We start from the raw sequence: 19666 nt of genomic DNA, 5'->3' as shown, positions 1-19666 counted from the left end.
ACCTAACGCTCTCTGTTTGCCGGGTGACAGGATAATGACAATGTTGTCATTTTTGCTGTAATCCGTTGATAACGATCGTGGGCGCAATAGAATGACATTAGCAGCCAGCCGGGGAGCAAGATGAAAATATTGATCGTCGAAGACGAAATTAAAACAGGTGAATATCTCAGCAAAGGGCTTACAGAGGCAGGGTTCGTAGTGGATCACGCTGATAATGGTCTTACCGGATATCATCTCGCCATGACAGCCGAGTATGATTTAGTCATTCTGGATATCATGCTACCTGATGTGAACGGCTGGGATATCATCCGCATGCTGCGCACTGCCGGAAAGGGTATGCCGGTCTTACTGCTGACAGCCCTCGGCACGATCGAACATAGGGTCAAAGGACTGGAACTGGGTGCGGACGATTATCTGGTTAAACCCTTTGCGTTTGCCGAACTGCTCGCCCGGGTGAGAACCCTTCTGAGGCGGGGAAACACGATGATCACGGAAAGCCAGTTTAAGGTGGCTGACCTCTCGATTGATCTCGTATCCAGAAAAGTCAGTCGCGCCGGAAACCGCATTGTGCTCACCAGTAAAGAGTTCAGCCTGCTGGAATTCTTCATTCGCCATCAGGGAGAGGTTCTTCCCCGCTCCCTGATTGCCTCTCAGGTCTGGGACATGAATTTTGACAGCGACACTAATGCGATCGATGTCGCAGTAAAGCGACTCCGCGCTAAAATAGACAACGATTACGAGACAAAGCTGATCCAGACAGTCCGGGGCGTGGGCTACATGCTGGAGGTCCCGGATGCATAGCAAACCTTCCAGACGCCCTTTCTCACTCGCTCTGCGGCTGACCTTTTTTATCAGCCTGTCCACGATACTGGCTTTTATCGCATTCACCTGGTTTATGCTGCATTCTGTTGAAAATCATTTTGCCGAGCAGGATGTCAGCGATCTTCAACAAATCAGCACCACACTGAACCGTATACTGCAGTCCCCGGTGGATCCGGATGATAAAAAAATAAGCAAAATAAAGGAATCAATTGCCAGCTACCGCAACGTTGCCCTTTTGCTCCTCAATCCCAGGGGGGAAGTGCTCTTTAGCTCAGCTCAGGGGGCGGCACTACGCCCGGCAGTGAATTCAGCAGATTTTAGCGAGCACAGCCGCGCACGGGATGTCTTTCTCTGGACGGTGGAGGATCCTGCGGGACCGATGGATACCGGGTCCGAAATGAAGATGGAAACATACAGGATTATCGCCTCCTCTGGTCAGGCGATATTTCAGGGCAAACAGCAGAACTATGTCATGCTGACTGGCCTATCCATTAATTTCCATCTCCATTACCTCGATGCGCTGAAAAAGAACCTGATTGCGATTGCCGTCGTGATAAGCCTGTTGATTGTTCTGATCATTCGAATCGCTGTCCGTCAGGGGCACCTGCCCCTTCGTAATGTCAGCAATGCCATTAAAAACATCACCTCCGAGAATCTTGATGCGCGACTGGAACCGACACGCGTTCCCATTGAGCTGGAGCAACTGGTTATCTCGTTCAATCATATGATTGGAAAGATTGAGGATGTCTTTACCCGCCAGGCCAATTTCTCTGCCGATATCGCGCATGAGATCAGAACGCCCATCACCAATCTGGTGACGCAGACTGAAATCGCACTGAGTCAGGATCGAACACAGAGGGAACTTGAGGATGTCCTCTATTCCAGTCTTGAAGAGTATAACCGGATGACCAAAATGGTCAGCGATATGCTGTTCCTAGCACAGGCAGATAATAATCAGCTGATACCTGACAGGGTCATGTTTGACCTCAGAGCGGAAGTCATGAAAGTCTTCGAGTTTTTCGAAGCCTGGGCCGAAGAACGCAATATCACGCTCAAATTTAACGGGATGCCCTGCCTGGTTGAGGGAGATCCACAAATGTTCAGAAGGGCGATCAATAATCTGTTATCCAATGCCCTGCGTTATACCCCGGAGGGACAGGCAATCACCGTCTCAATAAGAGAGCAGGAGAGCTTTTTTGACCTTGTGATTGAAAATCCGGGGAAACCAATCCCTGAAGAGCATTTATCAAGGTTGTTTGACCGTTTTTATCGGGTGGATCCGTCCAGACAACGAAAAGGAGAAGGCAGCGGCATCGGCCTTGCGATTGTGAAGTCAATCGTGGAAGCACATCACGGAAGAGTGCAGGTGGAATCGGACGTACACTCAACGCGTTTTATCTTATCCGTGCCCAGACTGGAGAAAATGATTCCGGACACCCAGTGCTGGGAATAAAGATTTAAATGACAAAGATGTCATTAGCCTGTCATGCAGCAAACAGAAGCCATTCGATATAATTAGTGCAACTTATCAGGAAGGCTGGATTGCTTTATCAATATCCGGCGTCAGTGGACGCCAGGAAATGAATATCCAGTCCCCTCCCGGAGAAATAAACACTTCCGAACCTGTTTCAGTTATGGAACTGAAAACACCGGTTGTACTCCCCCGGACATCACTAATTAAGAAATGGAGAGTTATCATGAAAAATATCGTATTAGCATCCTTGCTGGGCTTTGGCTTAATTTCTTCGGCCTGGGCCACTGAAACCGTGAATATCCATGAGCGGGTCAACAATGCACAGGCACCTGCTCACCAGATGCAGTCTGCTGCGGCTCCTGTCGGGATCCAGGGGACTGCACCTCGTATGGCCGGTATGGACCAGCATGAACAGGCCATTATTGCTCATGAAACCATGACGAACGGGTCGGCGGATGCGCACCAGAAAATGGTGGAAAGTCATCAGAGGATGATGGGAAGTCAGACCGTTTCCCCTACCGGGCCGTCGAAGTCATTAGCGGCAATGAATGAGCATGAAAGAGCTGCAGTTGCCCATGAATTTATGAATAACGGTCAGTCTGGCCCACATCAGGCCATGGCCGAAGCGCATCGTCGCATGCTCAGTGCAGGCTGACGGCGAGGGAAGTATCTGTGCTGTCCTTATTTCCTTGATAGATTTTTCCGTAACCGGATATATGGCAACATCTTTGCCCCCTACAGGGGGCATTTTTATCAGATTCTGCTACAGTTAACGGGCATCAACGCTAAAAGGATATTTTTTATGAAAGCCAGAAACACTTTATTTGCAGTATTAATGTTATCCCTGCCAGCGATTTCAGCAGAACATTCAGAAATGAAAATGACTGATATGTCTACCTCGGCTTCGTCACAGGAATATATGGCTGGCATGAAAGACATGCATGACAAAATGATGGCTGCCGTAAATGAGTCCGATCCCGACAAGGCTTTTGCGAAAGGCATGGTAGCGCACCATGAAGGGGCAATAGCAATGGCTGAGACCGAGCTCAAATACGGAAAAGATCCGAAAATGAGAAAGCTCGCGCAGGACATCATTAAAGCTCAAAAAGGTGAAATTGAGCAGATGAATAAATGGCTTGATAGTCAAAAGTAAACATTGTAGAAATGTCACGACAAGCGTGATTTTACATCGTTCCTGGGCGCGGGAGTCGGTTAATCTTTATATAATTCAAACCCGATTAATTTCGGGTTTTTACTACTCTGTACTCCGGTCCTTTGTTGAGGACCGGAATATATGCACCTGAGATGCTTATTTAATACATTATCTCGTCATGGATACAATGTCGCTCAGGATCTCAACCAGCTCGCTTCTCTCCTGCGTTCCGTCATGATAGGTTGATCTTGAGATGATTCTTTCTGATGTCATCTGAGGCCAGAATTTATCTAGTACATTATCGGGTTTCATTCCCACAGCCCGGCCGATTATTTTTTTAGCGTCACAGGTGTCCGTAAACGTGACGGCTACACCAGTAATTTCCTCGATAAGATCCGGGCACAGATAGTTTTCTATCTCACGTTTGCGCGTAGCGAAAAATACCTTACCGGCCTCCTCTACTTCTTTTTTACGCTTCTGGATGGACAGAACCTGTGCAGGGTCTCCCCCAATATCGGAGTCCAGAAATACGCACCAGGGAAGCCCCAGATCTTTGGCCAGATTCAATGTAACCCAGTGTTTGACGCTACCACACCCTCCTATGAGGACTGGCACTATTTTCACGTCCTCCAGAGAGGCTGGCAGCGCACCTGACTGTTTTAATGAACTGGCCGCATGCCTCAGGAAAGTAACATCCGACTTTCCCTCTACCAGAACAATCCCCTGCGCCCTTTCCATACCGGTCTCTGGCAGCACCCCCAGGCTTTCAGTGGCTTCCTTCAGCACTGCGTCATCCGGCATTTTTACTACGGGTTCACCCGCCTCATTTCGGGTAACATAACGTACGCCTTCGACAGGGATTAATCCGGCCAGCGCCGGGACATGGGTGGTGACGATAATCTGACGGTGCGGCTGGCCTGCCAGTGCCAGTAACGCTTTCATCAGCATCATCTGATAGTTCGGATGCTGTGACGTTTCAGGCTCCTCTATGGCATAAATCACATTTCTGGGCGTCCCCGCGACATTCTTTTCAGCCTCAGCCCGAAAAAAATTCAACAGGATAAGCCTCCTTATCCCGCTGCCGCGCTTATTGATGGGGATGCCATTTTCCCCGTCCAGGGTGAAATTGAAGGTCCACTTGGGTTTCTCCTTAAATCGTGGAGTCAGTTCACTGGCGAGTTCGGGGGCCATTTCACGTAATTTATCCAGCGTTCTCTGTGCGACATCCAGGACGCTGTCCTGAATCTCATTTTCCAGCGCTGTAATTTTGTCCTGCAGCGCAGCCTGAGCGTCTTTTACGGCCTGCTGTAAGGGGTTTTTAGCTTCGGAATCCCCGTCGCTGCTTTCCCTGTCGGCTTTGAAAATCGCATACGTGGGCAGCAAATCGAGGATCTTACCCCATAATGATTTTGTGTCGGTTCCGAACTCTTTATCGACATCCAGCATAATTTCCGAACAGGTATAGGGGGCTGCGGCTTCCCTGATGGCCTGACGCCATAACGATGCAGTGCGTTTATCCGCCACATTTTTTTCAACTTCTTTTCCCACCGCCTTGAGCTCAGAAATTTTCATGCCCAGTAAATTTCTCAGGGGCTCCTCATCCGGGTGGATGCAGCGGATGCAGGTCTGCTCCGGTTTTCCTGAGGTCGTTGCTTTAAACGTTTTGACGATTTCAAAATTGCCGTCCTCATTCAGCAGATGTTCTGAGGCGAGCGTGGTCTGCACCCTGTCGTCGATCATGATAAAATCGGGCAGGTCATCAAATTCACAGGCTATTTCAAAACGGCCGTCCCCTTCTCTTAGGCTGAAACAGTTCATGTCATTCTTGTCAGCCTTCATTCCTTCTGTTTCAAAAAAAATAGCCAGCGCTTCCATAAGCGTTGATTTCCCAAAGTCATTACGACCGACAATACCCGTCATGCTTTCATCAATAATGATTTCAGTAGAGTTTCTGTAGCCTCTGAAGTTTTTCAGTTTTAATTTTCTGAGCCGCATATGAAGTCCTGTGTGTAAGAAAGCGTTTTGCTGCAACCTGAATACAAAATATATTTTCAAATGCCTGCCAACAAGCAGGGATAACCGTTATTCAGAATATCTTAACGACATTTCGGGATTATGATCTGGTCGCGCTTTCAGAACTTTACTGCCCCTCAAAACACCGGAAACTAACTTGTGGTTGGTTACATGGCAAAGTTAAAACTCCAGAATCACGGGTAATGATTTCAATGCTTATTATATTTTTTGGAATTGACTCATGAGCTTTATAATTTAAATGATAATAATAACCATTCTTTTATGCGTAATATTTGCTACTGACACTGATGAATTTAAAAGAAGATAGATTTTCATTTACGGATTATTTCCTAAATTCATCGATAATGTGATCGACATAAAATTTTCACTGAAGAATGAAGAGATAATTTAAGGCCGAGCGAAATAGCTCAAAATGGTGTATTTAACATAACAGAAGAAATGAAAGGCTCTATCGCAACCTGATACTTCAGGCCGCTAAGGGGTTAATCTTGTTGAAGAAAAATTAGACCGGGAAGCGCCAGGCGTCACCATTTCTCCCGCCTGGCTGGAAGTGAAGAATAATTGTGCATAGCTCCGTATTCGGGCTTTGCATCTGACAATGGTTCCCTGGATGAAAGTACGATCTCCACTCCAAGGACGCTGAACACCCTAAACAAACGCTCAAAACCCGCACTTGCAGGGTTGGCCTCTAGTCGGGCATAAGTTTGCTGTGTTATACCCAAACGTTCAGAAACATCTTTTTGCGTCAGTCCATTGGCTTTGCGAAAGCCGATTAAAACAGGACGTAACTGATTCAAAGTCTTCAAAGCGTATTGAGTGTTCATAAGTGACCTTCCGTATCGACGAGTTAACAAGCATAACGCAGGGATTTACAGCATATAGGCTGTAATGCTCATTAACAGACTATAGGCTGTAATACGAATCCTGCCAAGATGCGGCATCTTTCAAATACAAGGCCGTATTGGGTAAGCAGTACACCGTTATATAGCACCCCTTGCCCCTTTGCTGGAGAGGGACCCACGTGATCGCAGGTCTTTTAGACGTTGTTGCTAACCGGCATCATACACAGGTAGTAACCCCCAGGGAAACTCTATGAGTGATAATTTATTCCTGTCCCAGTCAAAATATAAAACCTTATCTAACTAGCTTTCTTAGTATTTTATAAATGAAGTGAAATTAGCGAAGAAGTTTTACATTGTAAAGTGAGCAAAAATATTTACCATTCAACTGGCAAAATTTACAATCTGCAGCCCTTAGCCTGAGAAAATGCACATTAACAGAATAATCATCAAGTCCGATAGAGGCATAACTTACGTCCTCAAAAATATCAGAAATAAATGAGTTGAAATTACAAAAATTAACTTCACTTAACATCTTGAACACCGCAGAAATATATCTATCATGCATTATCTTGACTTCGATAACCTTAGATAAACTTGAATGCGACTTACATTTGAAGAGATCAAAGAGAAAGTAAATCAGCATATTTTTATTGTCCGAAATCCATTTTAAAATTTTATTACGTGCACATGGTAATATATACACTGGATTTTTGAAAGGGTTTGAAACGTCAACCACAAGGGAACAATAACCATGAGGATTTATTCCACTTATAATTAAGTCACTAAGTCCTTTCACTGCATTCAAATAGTTATCAAAACAAACCTCATATAAACTGGTACTATGAACTGCACATTTAGATTCAAACAACCATCTATGACGCAGATAACCAATGCCTTTAGAGTGTATATCTTCAACAATACATTTGTGACAGTAACGAATGTTTGAGATGTTTACCAATGGATATGAATTAGTTATGTGAAAATTTTTCCGACAGGCATCTTCAACAGCGTTAAAATACCCGTAAACACCAGAAGATAACGACACTATATTGGAAGTTAGTATATAACCATTTCTAGTGGCAAGAATGTCATATATATCCTGCAAGCTATGCAATTTGTACATATCAATCAGTTCGAAACGAGGAAAGGCATCGTACCTTAGTGCGCCATGCTTTGATATTATGTTCCTGCAATTGGATAAGTTATACATTATCTGTGAACGCAGAAGAAAACTGTGCCACAATTCATTTTCGTAAACCATATAACTCCCTCTTATTTAATTAGTTCCATTTTTCTGAGAAGTATCATTGTCATTGGTAGTTTATCTCTGTATTTCAAAAGCCAGCCATGCCCTCCCAGTAAAGCATCTAGACTTGTAAGTGACATCGAGTACTGCCCCTGAGATAAAACATCATTTATTAATGATGATGAGATAATATCTCTCTCGCTCCAGTCTACTCTTTTATTTTTATAGCATCGTATTGTTTTAGGAAGACAGGAATTAAGCCAGTCACATTCATGTTTATTTAGCCAATAGAAACTTGCATAACAACTTTCTTTGACTAACTTTCGTGTTATAGAAACGGATTGATTATGTATAAATCTTAATATTTTCTGCTTATGACGCCGTCTTAAAGAATCTTTTTTACATTTTTTACGCCATGAGCATAAACCGTAACAAGATGAAATTACAGAGGATACAGCTCCTTCCGATAATGAGTTTTTCTCAGCTATGGATGCCAGACTAAACCCCCTTACAGCCATAGACTTGATAAGCAATTCAGTGAATATATTAATTTTTGTGTTTCGCTTAAACGCCCTCAGGTATTTTTTATAAATAAGTGTTTTAATGTAACATCTGCTGCGACTAAATTCCTTCCCAAGGTTGCTAACACTAGTATTATTTTCAACTATATGAAAACTGTATTTCTTATGACTTTTAAAGATTTCTTTCTTTTTATTAGTACGACTTCCTGCATACGTTGGCCAGCAAGTATTTAACAAACAATAACAAAGCAAAAGATGCTTTGTGGGATGCTGACAACATTTGTCTTTGAGTATAGGCTCCCAGTAATGATAATCAGTTAGGGATGTTGGTATAAGTCCCGATGAACCCTCCCCAAATAACTGGCACTTAGCATAAACATGTGCGTAGAATACATTTTTCTTTAAATTTCCATCCAATGATAATAAATTCAACTTTTTAAGTACATCCATGTAATTGGGGTGTGTAATATCTTTTCTTCTGATTATATTTAGGGACTCATAACAAAACTTAGCAAAATCGAAGTCTATCTCATTGCTAAGTTGTTCTGTATACGAAACAGGAGGCATCAGTCCAATACGTATGTGCGGTGAAGAAGGGACATGGATGCTTTCAAGCGCTACCGGATGCCGATGGCAGGTTGTAACCCCATGAAGCTGATGCGCCAGATGCCAATAAGTAACACCATAATGAAAAGTATCTTCACGAGCGCAAACCGGGCAAAACTTCAATAGTGTGCGCTGCCCTAGTGAAAAATTACTAAGGCGGCACAATCGATTAAGCCTGGCAGGGGTCGTGTTGAAATCCATAATTTCATTACGACTGATTGGTAGTGCCCAGGCAAAAAGAGGGAGTAAAGTCTGTTCATGCCAGAGCTGATCTGCACTTTCGGATGTATGAAGAGAAATAGCCTTTAATCCTGAATTGAGAATTGGATGGACGTTCATATCAGGTTTGTTGAAAATGATCGTTAACAGAGAAGATGGGGACATACCGTACACGGTAGTTGTCCGACAAAACCGGCTGAACAAGGATTCATCAGGCAAAACAGGCAACATTCTCATTTCCCACACCTCTCTTTGACCGTTACGAACTGTTACCTCATTACAATTTATTAAGTGGATCTATATTTATAAGCCCGCAACGCTGAAGAGCATCGTAGGTATTTTTCTTTTCAGCTGTTCTGTTGATAACAAGATCGTGGTCAAGAGACAGTATTTTCTCGTCGAAATTGCGCAAAACCTCGTCTATTTTTCCTACGAATTCCTTGTGCTGTGGCCTGTCTATATCCCCAGGGATCAAAGACTTTAGGGACTTCTCTGCCATGATTTTAGCCGAAGCATCACCCTCATTAGATGCAGAGAGCCATTTAGCTTCCTCATCTTCAGTCGCGGCCCCCGGGAGTGGAGTATCCTTATATTCCTCCGTATGACTCACGAGTACCGGTACAGAGGCCGACAAGACTGCGCCAGTGATGATTTCATTGCCGCTACCGATAACCTTTAATTGTGCCCCCCGATAAATCATCTGAGCCAATCCAATATTGCCTTTAGATAAAATGAATAATTTTTCGTTTAACTCATCATTTAATGGAGTTTCAACATTTGTCCATTGTAATGGCCATAAATAATGAATAAACGATTGCCAGTCTTGTGAATCGTATCTAACATTCTTAATTTTCATGTAACCACCAGACTCTGCCCGCCTGGCAATTCTCATTTTCTTTGTCAGCGTCTCGTCAAAAGGATGATTTCCACAAAAAACCATAGATACCCCCATGGAATCTACAATTTCATGTAAAAAATCAATCAACTTACTCTCACCCCCGGTTCTTGAAAATTTAAGCCTCTGCATTTCATCAATAACAAGGATACCCAAAAATGATGATTTAATTCTTTGTGCAATCTGGCGAGCCAGAGCACCATTTCTAATCTCAGGTGTAGTTCGTTCAATACCAATTGCATCATCTAATTTTTGTAAAATCTCTTCACAAAGGTCTCTCACACTTGAATTGTATGGACAATTAATCTTTACCCATACAATTTGCTTACTGAAGCCGGGAAAAACTCCTTTATAGCTGCTGTGTTCTATAATCTGAGGGAAATGATCCATGACTTGCTCAATCATGGTAGTTTTTCCAGAACCACTCATTCCAACTATCGTAATAGTTTCAGCCTGGGATTTAAAATATCCACTTTCTGGCTCAATATCAGGACGCTCATTTCCATAGTAATGAAGATATTGAATTGTTCCGCTTTTTAAAGGATTACGAGCTGCATAGCTTTCCCTAAGTGCCCGTAAGATCATCTTATAAGCCTGGATAAGATTGGTTTGAGGGCAACGGAATTTCTTTATACGTTCGACATACTGCTCTCTAACATTCGCCGGGGCAGTCCAGCGGATTTTTTCGTCAATTTCGGGGAAATAACTCATTTCCAGAAGTACTTCATCTTCCGTAAGCGCTTCAGGAAGTGCTTCAATTAAGGGATTGCCACGATACTCAGGTAACTCCTGTTCTTTATATATCGCTGAAACGCGCCGTATAAGATTCATTATTCTGCGTCCTCAGTCTTCTTCTTACCTTTTAACCATCTTTGTTTCTCCTCCCGGCCAGGCAAAAGCAGAACATTACTGGATGAAGGAAGTAGGGGTTCAGATCTTCCATTAGCAACATGAGTTCGCCCTAATGAATCAAGTTCATTTTTCCTGTTCTTTTTAATATTTTTACCATGTACCCGGCGAGATTCGTATATTTCATTTAATCTTTCGTTACCTTTCCTGTTAAATTCATCTTTATTATTGATATTGCTGAGCGAATCCAGAGTAAATAAATTAATTTCTTTTTGAGTATCTACCCAATCAGCCATTACATCTGTATCAAGATGAGCTTTCCCTTTAAATACATCTCTTTTCTTAAGTAGGTAATGTTTTTTGAAAATGCTATTTTTGTCAAATCTTACATATATATAATCTACGCAATTGTCATCTATTCTTGCTTCACAAGTGGTTCTTCCAAATACTCTGACACCTGATGCAATTTCAGGATCACATTCATAAAAAAGATTATTGTACTGAATCCCACCGGCGGTAATGTTAGCGTTCACAGGGATTAACAATCGTGCGATCACTTCGTCGGCCCCAACGGCTCTTGCGCTGAATCTCCCGTGCTTTAAGCTTATCATCCAACTATTTTTTGGTGATATTACGAGATCATTTTCAATCAGTAAGGGATTGATATAAGCCAGTTCCTCATACGTTCTCTGATTATGTGCAAGTATCTCCCGAATCAGTAAAGACGTGACCTCCTGAATCGTTAAACAAGCCCTGGATTGCGGTGTTGGCTCTCCTTTAACAATCTTTCCCCTTCGTGTTGTTCCAATAAGCCTATGAATAACCTCATCATTCAGAATGCCGAAACAGCGTTCAACAATGCTTTTTCTGTCGCCTCTACCGACTGGCGCAAACTCAAGTTTTGTCAGGGGGGTCATCTCTTCCTGAGGTTTAAGACCAATCATCTCCCCGTTGTCACACATCAATGTTAATGGAATGTGAGAACAAGGCCAATCATCATCAGTAATAGAGATTCCAAATAATCTACAATATTCTTTTTTTGGCATAAAGCAATTTGCTAACGCTTGTCGGGCGGCTCGCCATGAAGCATGGTATAAAGAAACATGAAGGCCAACAATCATTCTTGTTGCACGATCCACCACTGTATAAATAGTAGGACGCCCAATGACTTTTCGTCTGTTTAAACTCGAAATAAGATGTACATCAGCGACAGTTGAGTCTATTTCGAAAACATCACCCGGCAAAACAGTTGTATTAGCCACACTACCTAAAAGCGCCCGCATTTTGAGGTCTATTTCTTTTTTCGTGTTCTTCTTATTTATCGAGAAATCTTTAGTGAAGAGTTTTTTATTCCAGTATGAAAATTGTTTTAAAGAAGGAACATATGGAGCTCTATTTTCTAGGTTTGCTGTTTTAATTTCATCCCTAAAATACAAATCAATATGTCTCTCTAATGTTTTCTTTATCGTATCTCCGTTAACTTTATAATGATACGTAATGAGAGATTTTCTAATATTATTTATATCTCTTTCATTAAGAATGAAAACACGTGATCGTTCATTAGGTAATGCTCTGTTTTTTTTTGGAATTCCCAAGTTTAATTTCATGTTTGATTCTACTTTTCCCAGCGGCGCCACAGTTCGAGAATGCGGGTAGCAATGCATAAATATCCTGCCCATGTCGCCAATACAACGCCAGAAGCGTTCTGATAGTATATTGTGATATTTTTTTATTTCTTGAGTAATCCATTAAAAGGTGCGACTTTTTATGTAATGCATAGTCGAACAGAAACATTCTGTCATCTACAAGATCTTTAATGATATTGTAATTTTCATCTCGCCTTCCTCTGTCTTTATCTGTTAATTCTTTCTCATCTACTAACATATATGAAGGATATATATAATCTTTACAAGTTATGCTATTTGATTCAATATAATATTTAAACATTGAAAATGAGAAAGGGATTGGCTTACCCGTTCTTTCTGATTTTATTTTAAACAAAATTAACAAATCGACCTTTCTGTCAAAATCCAAAACACGGTAAAGTCCCTCTGCAAGCAAATCAGTGCCTTGAGAGAGCCAGACTGAATTCCTAATAATATCCATTTGCGTTCAGTCCTATATAGTGGTCATTGGAAATTATCTTTATCAGACCGGTTTCGAGTATTGGATATGATAAATCAACATTTATCATTTTTAATCCAATCATTGCCTGCAATAACATCATCGCTTCTTGTGCATCTACCCCAAAGATTGATGAAATCATTGCACGTAGTCCTACTATGGGATAAACATCTGGTTTAAGCTTCCATAGGATTTTATCAAGAGGATATTTATCATAAAATTCAGAACCATCTCTTAATACAGAAGTAGCCCAGCAAATGTTTTTACCGACGACGTTATTGAGTTCCGAGCCAACATAAATTTGAAACTCAACATCAATCAACTGCCAAAACATCCTCTCTATTTCAAGTTTTTGGGCTTCGCGTTCAGGTATGCTCTCGTTATGTTTTACTGCTATAGCTTTGTATCGAAGTCCGCCTTCAGGAGTTCTCAAGGTCAGTAAAAAATCGGTTGTCATAACATTCAGAACTTCGACAGGTACTCCTCTTACTCCCCTCACCATAGGATGTTGAAAATGTAGATGATTTGCTATTTGTTGGGTAAGCCGGAGAGGAAAGAGTGGGAATTGTTCCCGGATATCAATCACCGAGTCATTAAACTCAGCCAGATAGAAAAAGTTACTTTCGACAGAAGAAAGGAGATGATGGTTTCGAAACGTCTTAAGGCCAAAGACTATCGAACGGTTTCCACGGGATTTAACGTCCTGAGCTCTAAGCCAGGGCTGATAACTTTGGCCATAGCCCACTCCTATGCCGTCACCTAGCGCATTTTCATAATCCAAATAGGATTTGAGACGCCTACCCCTAGCCATGATCGTACCCTAAAAACGACATTGATACGTACCTATATGTGCATTTTATAGTCTCCAACCCTATAACCACACATTCAGTAAGTATACAACATTAGCGTCGTTTTTTGAGAATGGTTACAACTTTAGTGCTTTGTGTACAACTTTATTGTCCTCGGACAACACCAAATCCTGCGCGCATGCCCAGGCGCTCGACCATGCCCACTGGAAGTTATAGCCTCCCAACCAGCCGGTGACGTCCATCACTTCGCCGATAAAGTAGAGCCCTGGCACTTTGCGGGCTTCCATCGTGCGCGATGACAGCTCGTTGGTATCGACGCCGCCCAACGTGACTTCAGCGGTACGATACCCTTCCGTACCGTTCGGCTGCACCCGCCACTCGGTCAGCGTTTCAACCAGCGTCTGTTGATCGCGCACGTTAAGCTGCTTCAGAGATACGTCAGGAATTTGCCCTAACTGCTGCAGGCATTCCACCAGACGCTTTGGCAACTGCATTGCTAAGGTGTTCTTTAAGCTCTGGTTAGGGTGTGCGCTACGTTGTTCGTCGAGGAAGCTCGCAAGGTCAACATCCGGCAACAAATTAATACTGACAAATTCGCCTGGCTGCCAAAAACTGGAAATCTGCAAAACAGCTGGGCCCGAAAGTCCTCGGTGTGTAAAGAGCAGATTTTCGCGAAATACGGTGCCATCCTCGGCAGTGATAACGGAGGAGACCGACACGCCAGAGAGCACCTGAAGCTGCTCCAGCAGTGGCTTATGCAATGTAAAGGGCACCAGTCCCGCGCGCGTTGGCAACACCTTCAGTCCGAACTGTTCGGCAATTTTATAACCAAACGGCGTTGCCCCCAGACCCGGCATGGAAAGCCCACCGGAAGCGATAACCAGTTTTTTCGTGCCGACCATCATGCCGTTCAGTTCGAGGGTGAAACCTTCATCATCCTGCACCACGCTCAGGACTTCGCTCCGTAACCGCATAGTTACGTTACCTTTTTCACACTCGTCTACCAGCATATCGACAATTTGCTGAGCGGAATCATCGCAGAACAGCTGACCCAGCGTTTTTTCGTGCCAGGCAATACCGTGTTTGCCCACCAGGTCGATAAAATCCCACTGCGTATAGCGTGCCAGTGCCGATTTGCAAAAATGGGGGTTTTGGCTCAAATAGGCGGCCGGTTCGACATAAAGATTGGTAAAGTTGCAGCGTCCCCCGCCAGACATGAGAATCTTGCGTCCTGGCTTTTTACCATTATCAATAAGCAGTACTCGACTACCTGCTTGTCCTGCCTGCGCGGCACAAAACATACCCGCTGCGCCAGCGCCTATAATAACGGTATCAAACCTTTCCACGTTGCGATCCTCTCTAAAAAGCGGGTGTGAATTGTAAAGATTCCTCAGTGGTCGCACCAGCACCAAACTACCGATAAAGGGTATTTAACTGAAATATATAGGATAATTCTTTAGTGGTGTAAAACAAAGCAGGAGACAAATCAAAAAAACTCTATATTTCACTTTGCCCGCGCCGCCAAAGTCACTGATAATGCGCCGCGTTCATGTCCTCAAAATGGCGTAACGTCCTATGCTACATTTGTTTGCTGGCCTGGATTTACATACCGGGCTTTTACTATTGCTTGCTCTGGCTTTTGTGCTGTTCTACGAAGCAATTAACGGCTTCCATGACACAGCCAATGCTGTCGCAACCGTGATCTATACCCGTGCAATGCGTTCGCAATTGGCGGTGGTCATGGCTGCGTTGTTCAACTTCTTTGGTGTTTTGCTGGGTGGTCTCAGCGTGGCGTATGCCATCGTGCATATGCTACCAACGGATCTGCTGCTTAATATGGGATCGTCACATGGCCTTGCCATGGTGTTCTCCATGCTGCTGGCGGCAATTATCTGGAACCTGGGTACCTGGTACTTTGGTTTACCTGCATCCAGCTCCCACACGCTGATTGGCGCCATTATCGGTATTGGTTTAACCAATGCACTGATGACCGGCACCTCGGTGGTGGACGCACTTAACATTCCGAAAGTTATCGGTATTTTTGCTTCGCTTATCATCTCGCCAATTGTTGGTCTGGTGGTTGCAGGCGGTCTTATTTTCATTCTGCGTCGTTACTGGAGCGGTACAAAAAAACGTGCCCGTATCCACCTGACGCCAGCAGAACGTGAAAAGAAAGATGGCAAGAAAAAGCCGCCGTTCTGGACCCGTATTGCACTGATCCTCTCCGCTATCGGCGTAGCGTTCTCTCATGGCGCTAACGACGGGCAGAAAGGCATTGGTCTGGTGATGCTGGTGCTGATTGGCGTAGCGCCTGCAGGCTTCGTGGTGAATATGAATGCTTCCGGTTACGAGATTACCCGTACCCGTGATGCAATCAATAACGTCGAAGTTTTCTTCCAGCAGCGCCCTGACCTGCTTAAACAGGCCACAGGCGTAGACCAGCTGATTCCGTCCCCGACGGATGCGGCACCCGCGACGACGACAGAGTTCCATTGCCACCCGGCGAATACCATCAACGCGCTGGAACGTGCGAAAGGTATGCTGGCGAACCTGGAAACCTACGACAAGTTAAGCGTCGAACAGCGTGGTCAGCTGCGCCGTATTATGCTGTGCATCTCTGATACCACCGATAAAGTGGTTAAGCTGCCTGGCGTAAGCGCTGACGATCAGCGTCTGCTGAAAAAACTGAAAGCCGACATGCTGAGCACCATTGAGTACGCGCCTATCTGGATCATTATGGCCGTCGCACTGGCGCTGGGTATTGGTACGATGATTGGCTGGCGTCGCGTTGCCACCACCATCGGCGAGAAAATCGGTAAGAAAGGCATGACTTATGCCCAGGGGATGTCGGCGCAGATGACCGCCGCAGTCTCTATCGGTCTCGCCAGCTACACCGGTATGCCCGTTTCCACCACCCACGTTCTCTCTTCTTCCGTTGCGGGGACGATGGTTGTTGATGGCGGCGGATTGCAGCGTAAAACGGTAACCAGCATTCTGATGGCCTGGGTCTTCACCCTGCCAGCTGCGATTATTCTTTCCGGGGTGCTGTACTGGCTCTCCCTGAAGCTTATCTAAGCGAATGCACGGTAAAAAAGCGGGTCAGGAAGCTGACCCGCTTTTTTTGTATCTGTTGTTGGCATCAGTGCCAGATAATCAGCGCAACCATGCTGATTAGCACCAGGCCGCATAGCGCGCTGGTGAGAATGAACTGACCGCGAACCCGCTCACAGCGGCGAATAAATTCATCATCATGATGATCGCGGTAACGCTGAGCGTAGATATACCACACCAGACGCATCTGCTTGTTCGGTTGCCCATGCGAGGTAAAAAAGCCCCCTCCATCTACATACTGGTAAAGTAATGGATCGCAACCACGAAGTACCACTAACAGTGCGCGTAGCGAAGAAAAATAGCGCGCCATATTAACAATGCAAACGACACATAAAGCCCAGAATAATGCAATGGTGCTTATCATACCTCCTCCCCGGCGACCCGCCCACGGAACTCCTTTCCGGGACTACCGCTCCCCGATACCCTGCCAAACCATTCAATGAAGAGTGCAGCCGAAACCGTTCGTGTTAGTATCACGCATCCGAACGCCTCTTTAGATAGTGTAGGAGATTAGTTAATTTTTTTGCCATAAGGTTAATCGCTATCAATGCAATTAACTAAAAAATTTGTTTAACTATTTGGCAAGCAAGGCGGATTGACGGATTATCCTGGTCGCTATAATGTAAGGATAGTCCTTATATGGTACGTTTTTACGACTGGGCTAGCCCCGCGCACAAGGTTCGCAGGACGCGGATGACGCGGCGGCATATAACGCCAGCAGGCTAGTCATCGACAACTTATGGAAGGAGTAACACTATGGCTTATAAACACATTCTTATCGCGGTTGATCTTTCTCCGGAAAGCAAAGTTCTGGTTGAAAAAGCGGTTTCTATGGCGCGACCTTACAATGCTAAAGTCTCCCTTATCCACGTTGACGTAAACTATTCCGACCTGTACACCGGGCTCATCGACGTGAATCTGGGCGACATGCAGAAACGCATTTCTGAAGAAACCCACCACGCGTTAACCGAGCTGTCCACCAATGCAGGCTACCCTATCACCGAAACCCTGAGCGGTAGCGGCGACCTGGGTCAGGTTCTGGTTGATGCCATCAAAAAATACGACATGGATCTGGTCGTCTGTGGTCACCACCAGGATTTCTGGAGCAAACTGATGTCCTCCGCGCGCCAACTGATCAACACCGTCCACGTCGACATGTTGATTGTTCCGCTGCGTGACGACGAAGAAGCATAAAATGCTTGCCGCCGGAAGTTAACCCGGCCCACTGCAAGTCGTTAAGCCTGTAAACGCCCGCCTTCGCGGGCGTTTTTGTTTTTATCATTCGGTCACAATTAGTACATCAATCCAACAAACAAATCATAATTAGTGTGATCAACTAATTGGATCGAAAACTATCTCTATAATACTCTACCCTTGCGGCCAATAACCGCAGTCTATAACAAAATAAGACTTTTTCGGCGCGTTTAAGCATACGCGTTCATACTTTTCGGGATGGCTTTGAAAGGCGATGGAATATGAATAAAACTGCACCTACGGGCTTGCTGCAGCAACCTCGTCCGTTCTTCATGATCTTCTTTGTGGAATTATGGGAACGATTTGGCTATTACGGCGTACAGGGCATCCTGGCGGTATTTTTTGTTAAGCAGCTCGGATTTTCACAAGAACAGGCATTTGTCACCTTTGGTGCCTTTGCCGCACTGGTTTACGGCCTGATCTCGATCGGCGGCTACGTCGGCGACCATCTGTTAGGCACCAAGCGCACGCTGGTACTCGGTGCCATTGTGCTGGCAATCGGCTACTTCATGACCGGGATGTCGCTGCTTAAGCCGGATCTGATCTTTATTGCTTTGGGTACCATTGCCGTTGGTAACGGGCTATTTAAAGCCAACCCGGCAAGCCTGCTGTCAAAATGTTATCCCCCGAAAGACGCCCGTCTGGACGGTGCTTTCACCCTGTTTTATATGTCGATTAACATCGGTTCGCTACTGTCACTGTCGCTGGCGCCGGTGATTGCCGATAAGTTTGGCTACGCTGTGACTTACAACCTGTGCGGAGCCGGACTAATCGTCGCGCTGTTGGTATACTTTGCCTGCCGCGGAATGGTGAAAAATATCGGCTCTGAGCCAGACCATAAGCCGCTGAACTTCCGTAACCTGCTGTACGTGCTGGCCGGTACGGTAGTGATGGTATTTATCTGCGCCTGGCTGATGCACAACGTGCAGATTGCCAACCTGGTGCTGATCGTCCTGTCGATTGCCGTGACCATCATCTTCTTCCGTCAGGCATTCAAACTGGATAAAACCGGGCGCAACAAGATGTTCGTGGCCTTTATCCTGATGCTGGAAGCGGTGGTGTTCTACGTGCTGTACGCGCAGATGCCGACATCGCTAAACTTCTTTGCGATCAATAACGTACACCATGAAATTCTTGGTTTCGCCATCAACCCGGTGAGCTTCCAGGCGCTGAACCCGTTCTGGGTGGTACTGGCGAGTCCGGTACTGGCCGCAATCTATACCCGTCTGGGCAACAAAGGCAAAGATCTGACCATGCCGATGAAATTTACGCTCGGTATGTTCCTGTGCTCATTGGGCTTCCTGACGGCCGCCGCTGCCGGGATGTGGTTTGCCGATGCACAAGGGCTGACGTCGCCGTGGTTTATCGTGCTGGTGTATCTGTTCCAGAGCCTGGGTGAACTGCTGATTAGCGCCCTGGGACTGGCTATGGTCGCCGCTCTCGTGCCACAACACCTGATGGGCTTCATTCTTGGGATGTGGTTCCTGACGCAGGCCGCGGCCTTCCTGATGGGGGGTTATGTCGCCACGTTCACCGCCGTACCAGAGAACATCACCGACCCGCTGCAAACGCTGCCTATCTATACCAACGTCTTCAGTAAGATTGGCCTTGTCACCCTGGCCGTAACGGTTGTTATGGCGATTATGGTGCCATGGCTGAACCGCATGATTAATACGCCGAGCACCGAGCAATAACCTTCAGTGCCGG

At 45.1% G+C, this 19666-nt stretch carries 15 protein-coding genes and 1 pseudogene; 7 read left to right on the top strand and 9 right to left on the bottom strand.

Annotated elements, in window-relative coordinates:
- Positions 1-120: 120 nt before the first annotated feature.
- From silR to copM, 4 genes are all read left to right on the top strand, one after another.
- Complete coding sequence (gene silR / locus SK35_RS01205; protein ID WP_000697968.1) at positions 121-801, top strand: copper/silver response regulator transcription factor SilR; 681 nt, start codon at positions 121-123, stop codon at positions 799-801.
- Entirely contained in the window at positions 794-2275 is a 1482-nt protein-coding gene (gene silS, locus SK35_RS01200) for a copper/silver sensor histidine kinase SilS (protein ID WP_000555736.1), read from the top strand. Before silR ends, silS begins: the two co-directional genes overlap by 8 nt.
- A 244-nt stretch (positions 2276-2519) precedes the next feature.
- A complete protein-coding gene (silE, locus tag SK35_RS01195; protein WP_000790485.1) occupies positions 2520-2951 on the top strand; it encodes a silver-binding protein SilE in 432 nt (143 codons plus the stop codon).
- A gap of 147 nt (positions 2952-3098) precedes the next feature.
- Positions 3099-3449 (top strand): CopM family metallochaperone, encoded by a 351-nt coding sequence (gene copM / locus SK35_RS01190; RefSeq protein ID WP_000647571.1) that lies wholly within the window; start codon positions 3099-3101, stop codon positions 3447-3449.
- 168 nt (positions 3450-3617) lie between these two features.
- Here the strand turns inward: copM and SK35_RS01185 are convergent, their stop codons facing one another.
- The 8 genes and pseudogenes from SK35_RS01185 to SK35_RS01150 all read right to left on the bottom strand — a co-directional run bounded on the left by SK35_RS01185 (position 3618) and on the right by SK35_RS01150 (position 14940).
- Positions 3618-5444, bottom strand: a complete 1827-nt coding sequence (locus SK35_RS01185; RefSeq protein ID WP_048215359.1) for an AAA family ATPase — start codon at positions 5442-5444, stop codon at positions 3618-3620.
- A 563-nt stretch (positions 5445-6007) separates the two neighbouring features.
- Entirely contained in the window at positions 6008-6307 is a 300-nt protein-coding gene (locus SK35_RS01180) for a helix-turn-helix domain-containing protein (RefSeq protein ID WP_001097216.1), read from the bottom strand.
- Positions 6308-6659: 352 nt separating this feature from the next.
- Entirely contained in the window at positions 6660-7586 is a 927-nt protein-coding gene (locus tag SK35_RS01175; RefSeq protein ID WP_000262423.1) for a hypothetical protein, read from the bottom strand.
- A gap of 11 nt (positions 7587-7597) precedes the next feature.
- The gene (locus SK35_RS01170) at positions 7598-9154 is read right to left on the bottom strand and encodes a TnsD family Tn7-like transposition protein (RefSeq protein ID WP_001324699.1); all 1557 of its coding nucleotides are present in this window, start codon (positions 9152-9154) and stop codon (positions 7598-7600) included.
- Positions 9155-9194: 40 nt separating this feature from the next.
- Positions 9195-10643, bottom strand: coding sequence for an ATP-binding protein (locus SK35_RS01165; protein ID WP_001049180.1), 1449 nt, complete (start codon positions 10641-10643; stop codon positions 9195-9197).
- Positions 10643-12767 (bottom strand): annotated as a pseudogene (locus SK35_RS01160) (transposase). Before SK35_RS01160 ends, SK35_RS01165 begins: the two are co-directional and overlap by 1 nt.
- The gene (locus tag SK35_RS01155) at positions 12754-13596 is read right to left on the bottom strand and encodes a TnsA endonuclease N-terminal domain-containing protein (RefSeq protein WP_000090707.1); all 843 of its coding nucleotides are present in this window, start codon (positions 13594-13596) and stop codon (positions 12754-12756) included. The pseudogene SK35_RS01160 and the gene SK35_RS01155 overlap by 14 nt, the downstream one beginning before the upstream one ends.
- 114 nt (positions 13597-13710) lie before the next feature.
- The gene (locus SK35_RS01150) at positions 13711-14940 is read right to left on the bottom strand and encodes an NAD(P)/FAD-dependent oxidoreductase (protein WP_048215358.1); all 1230 of its coding nucleotides are present in this window, start codon (positions 14938-14940) and stop codon (positions 13711-13713) included.
- Between the two features lie 229 nt (positions 14941-15169).
- On the opposite strand from SK35_RS01150, the gene pitA reads away from it, so the two are divergent.
- Entirely contained in the window at positions 15170-16669 is a 1500-nt protein-coding gene (gene pitA / locus SK35_RS01145; RefSeq protein WP_003827471.1) for an inorganic phosphate transporter PitA, read from the top strand.
- A 64-nt stretch (positions 16670-16733) separates the two neighbouring features.
- Here the strand turns inward: pitA and uspB are convergent, their stop codons facing one another.
- Positions 16734-17069, bottom strand: coding sequence for a universal stress protein UspB (uspB, locus tag SK35_RS01140; protein ID WP_003023371.1), 336 nt, complete (start codon positions 17067-17069; stop codon positions 16734-16736).
- Positions 17070-17461: 392 nt separating this feature from the next.
- Here uspB and uspA point away from each other — a divergent pair, with 392 nt between their 5' ends.
- Both uspA and dtpB read left to right on the top strand, forming a co-directional pair.
- The gene (gene uspA / locus SK35_RS01135) at positions 17462-17899 is read left to right on the top strand and encodes a universal stress protein UspA (RefSeq protein WP_003023368.1); all 438 of its coding nucleotides are present in this window, start codon (positions 17462-17464) and stop codon (positions 17897-17899) included.
- A 281-nt stretch (positions 17900-18180) separates the two neighbouring features.
- Positions 18181-19653, top strand: a complete 1473-nt coding sequence (dtpB, locus tag SK35_RS01130) for a dipeptide/tripeptide permease DtpB (protein ID WP_048215357.1) — start codon at positions 18181-18183, stop codon at positions 19651-19653.
- The last annotated feature ends 13 nt before the right edge of the window (positions 19654-19666 follow it).

Origin of the sequence: Citrobacter sp. MGH105 (assembly GCF_001037485.2) — a bacterium.
Classification (GTDB): Bacteria; Pseudomonadota; Gammaproteobacteria; order Enterobacterales; family Enterobacteriaceae; genus Citrobacter; species Citrobacter portucalensis.
Note: the sequence above shows the minus strand (reverse complement) of the source record. Positions and strands in the feature narration are given on the sequence as shown.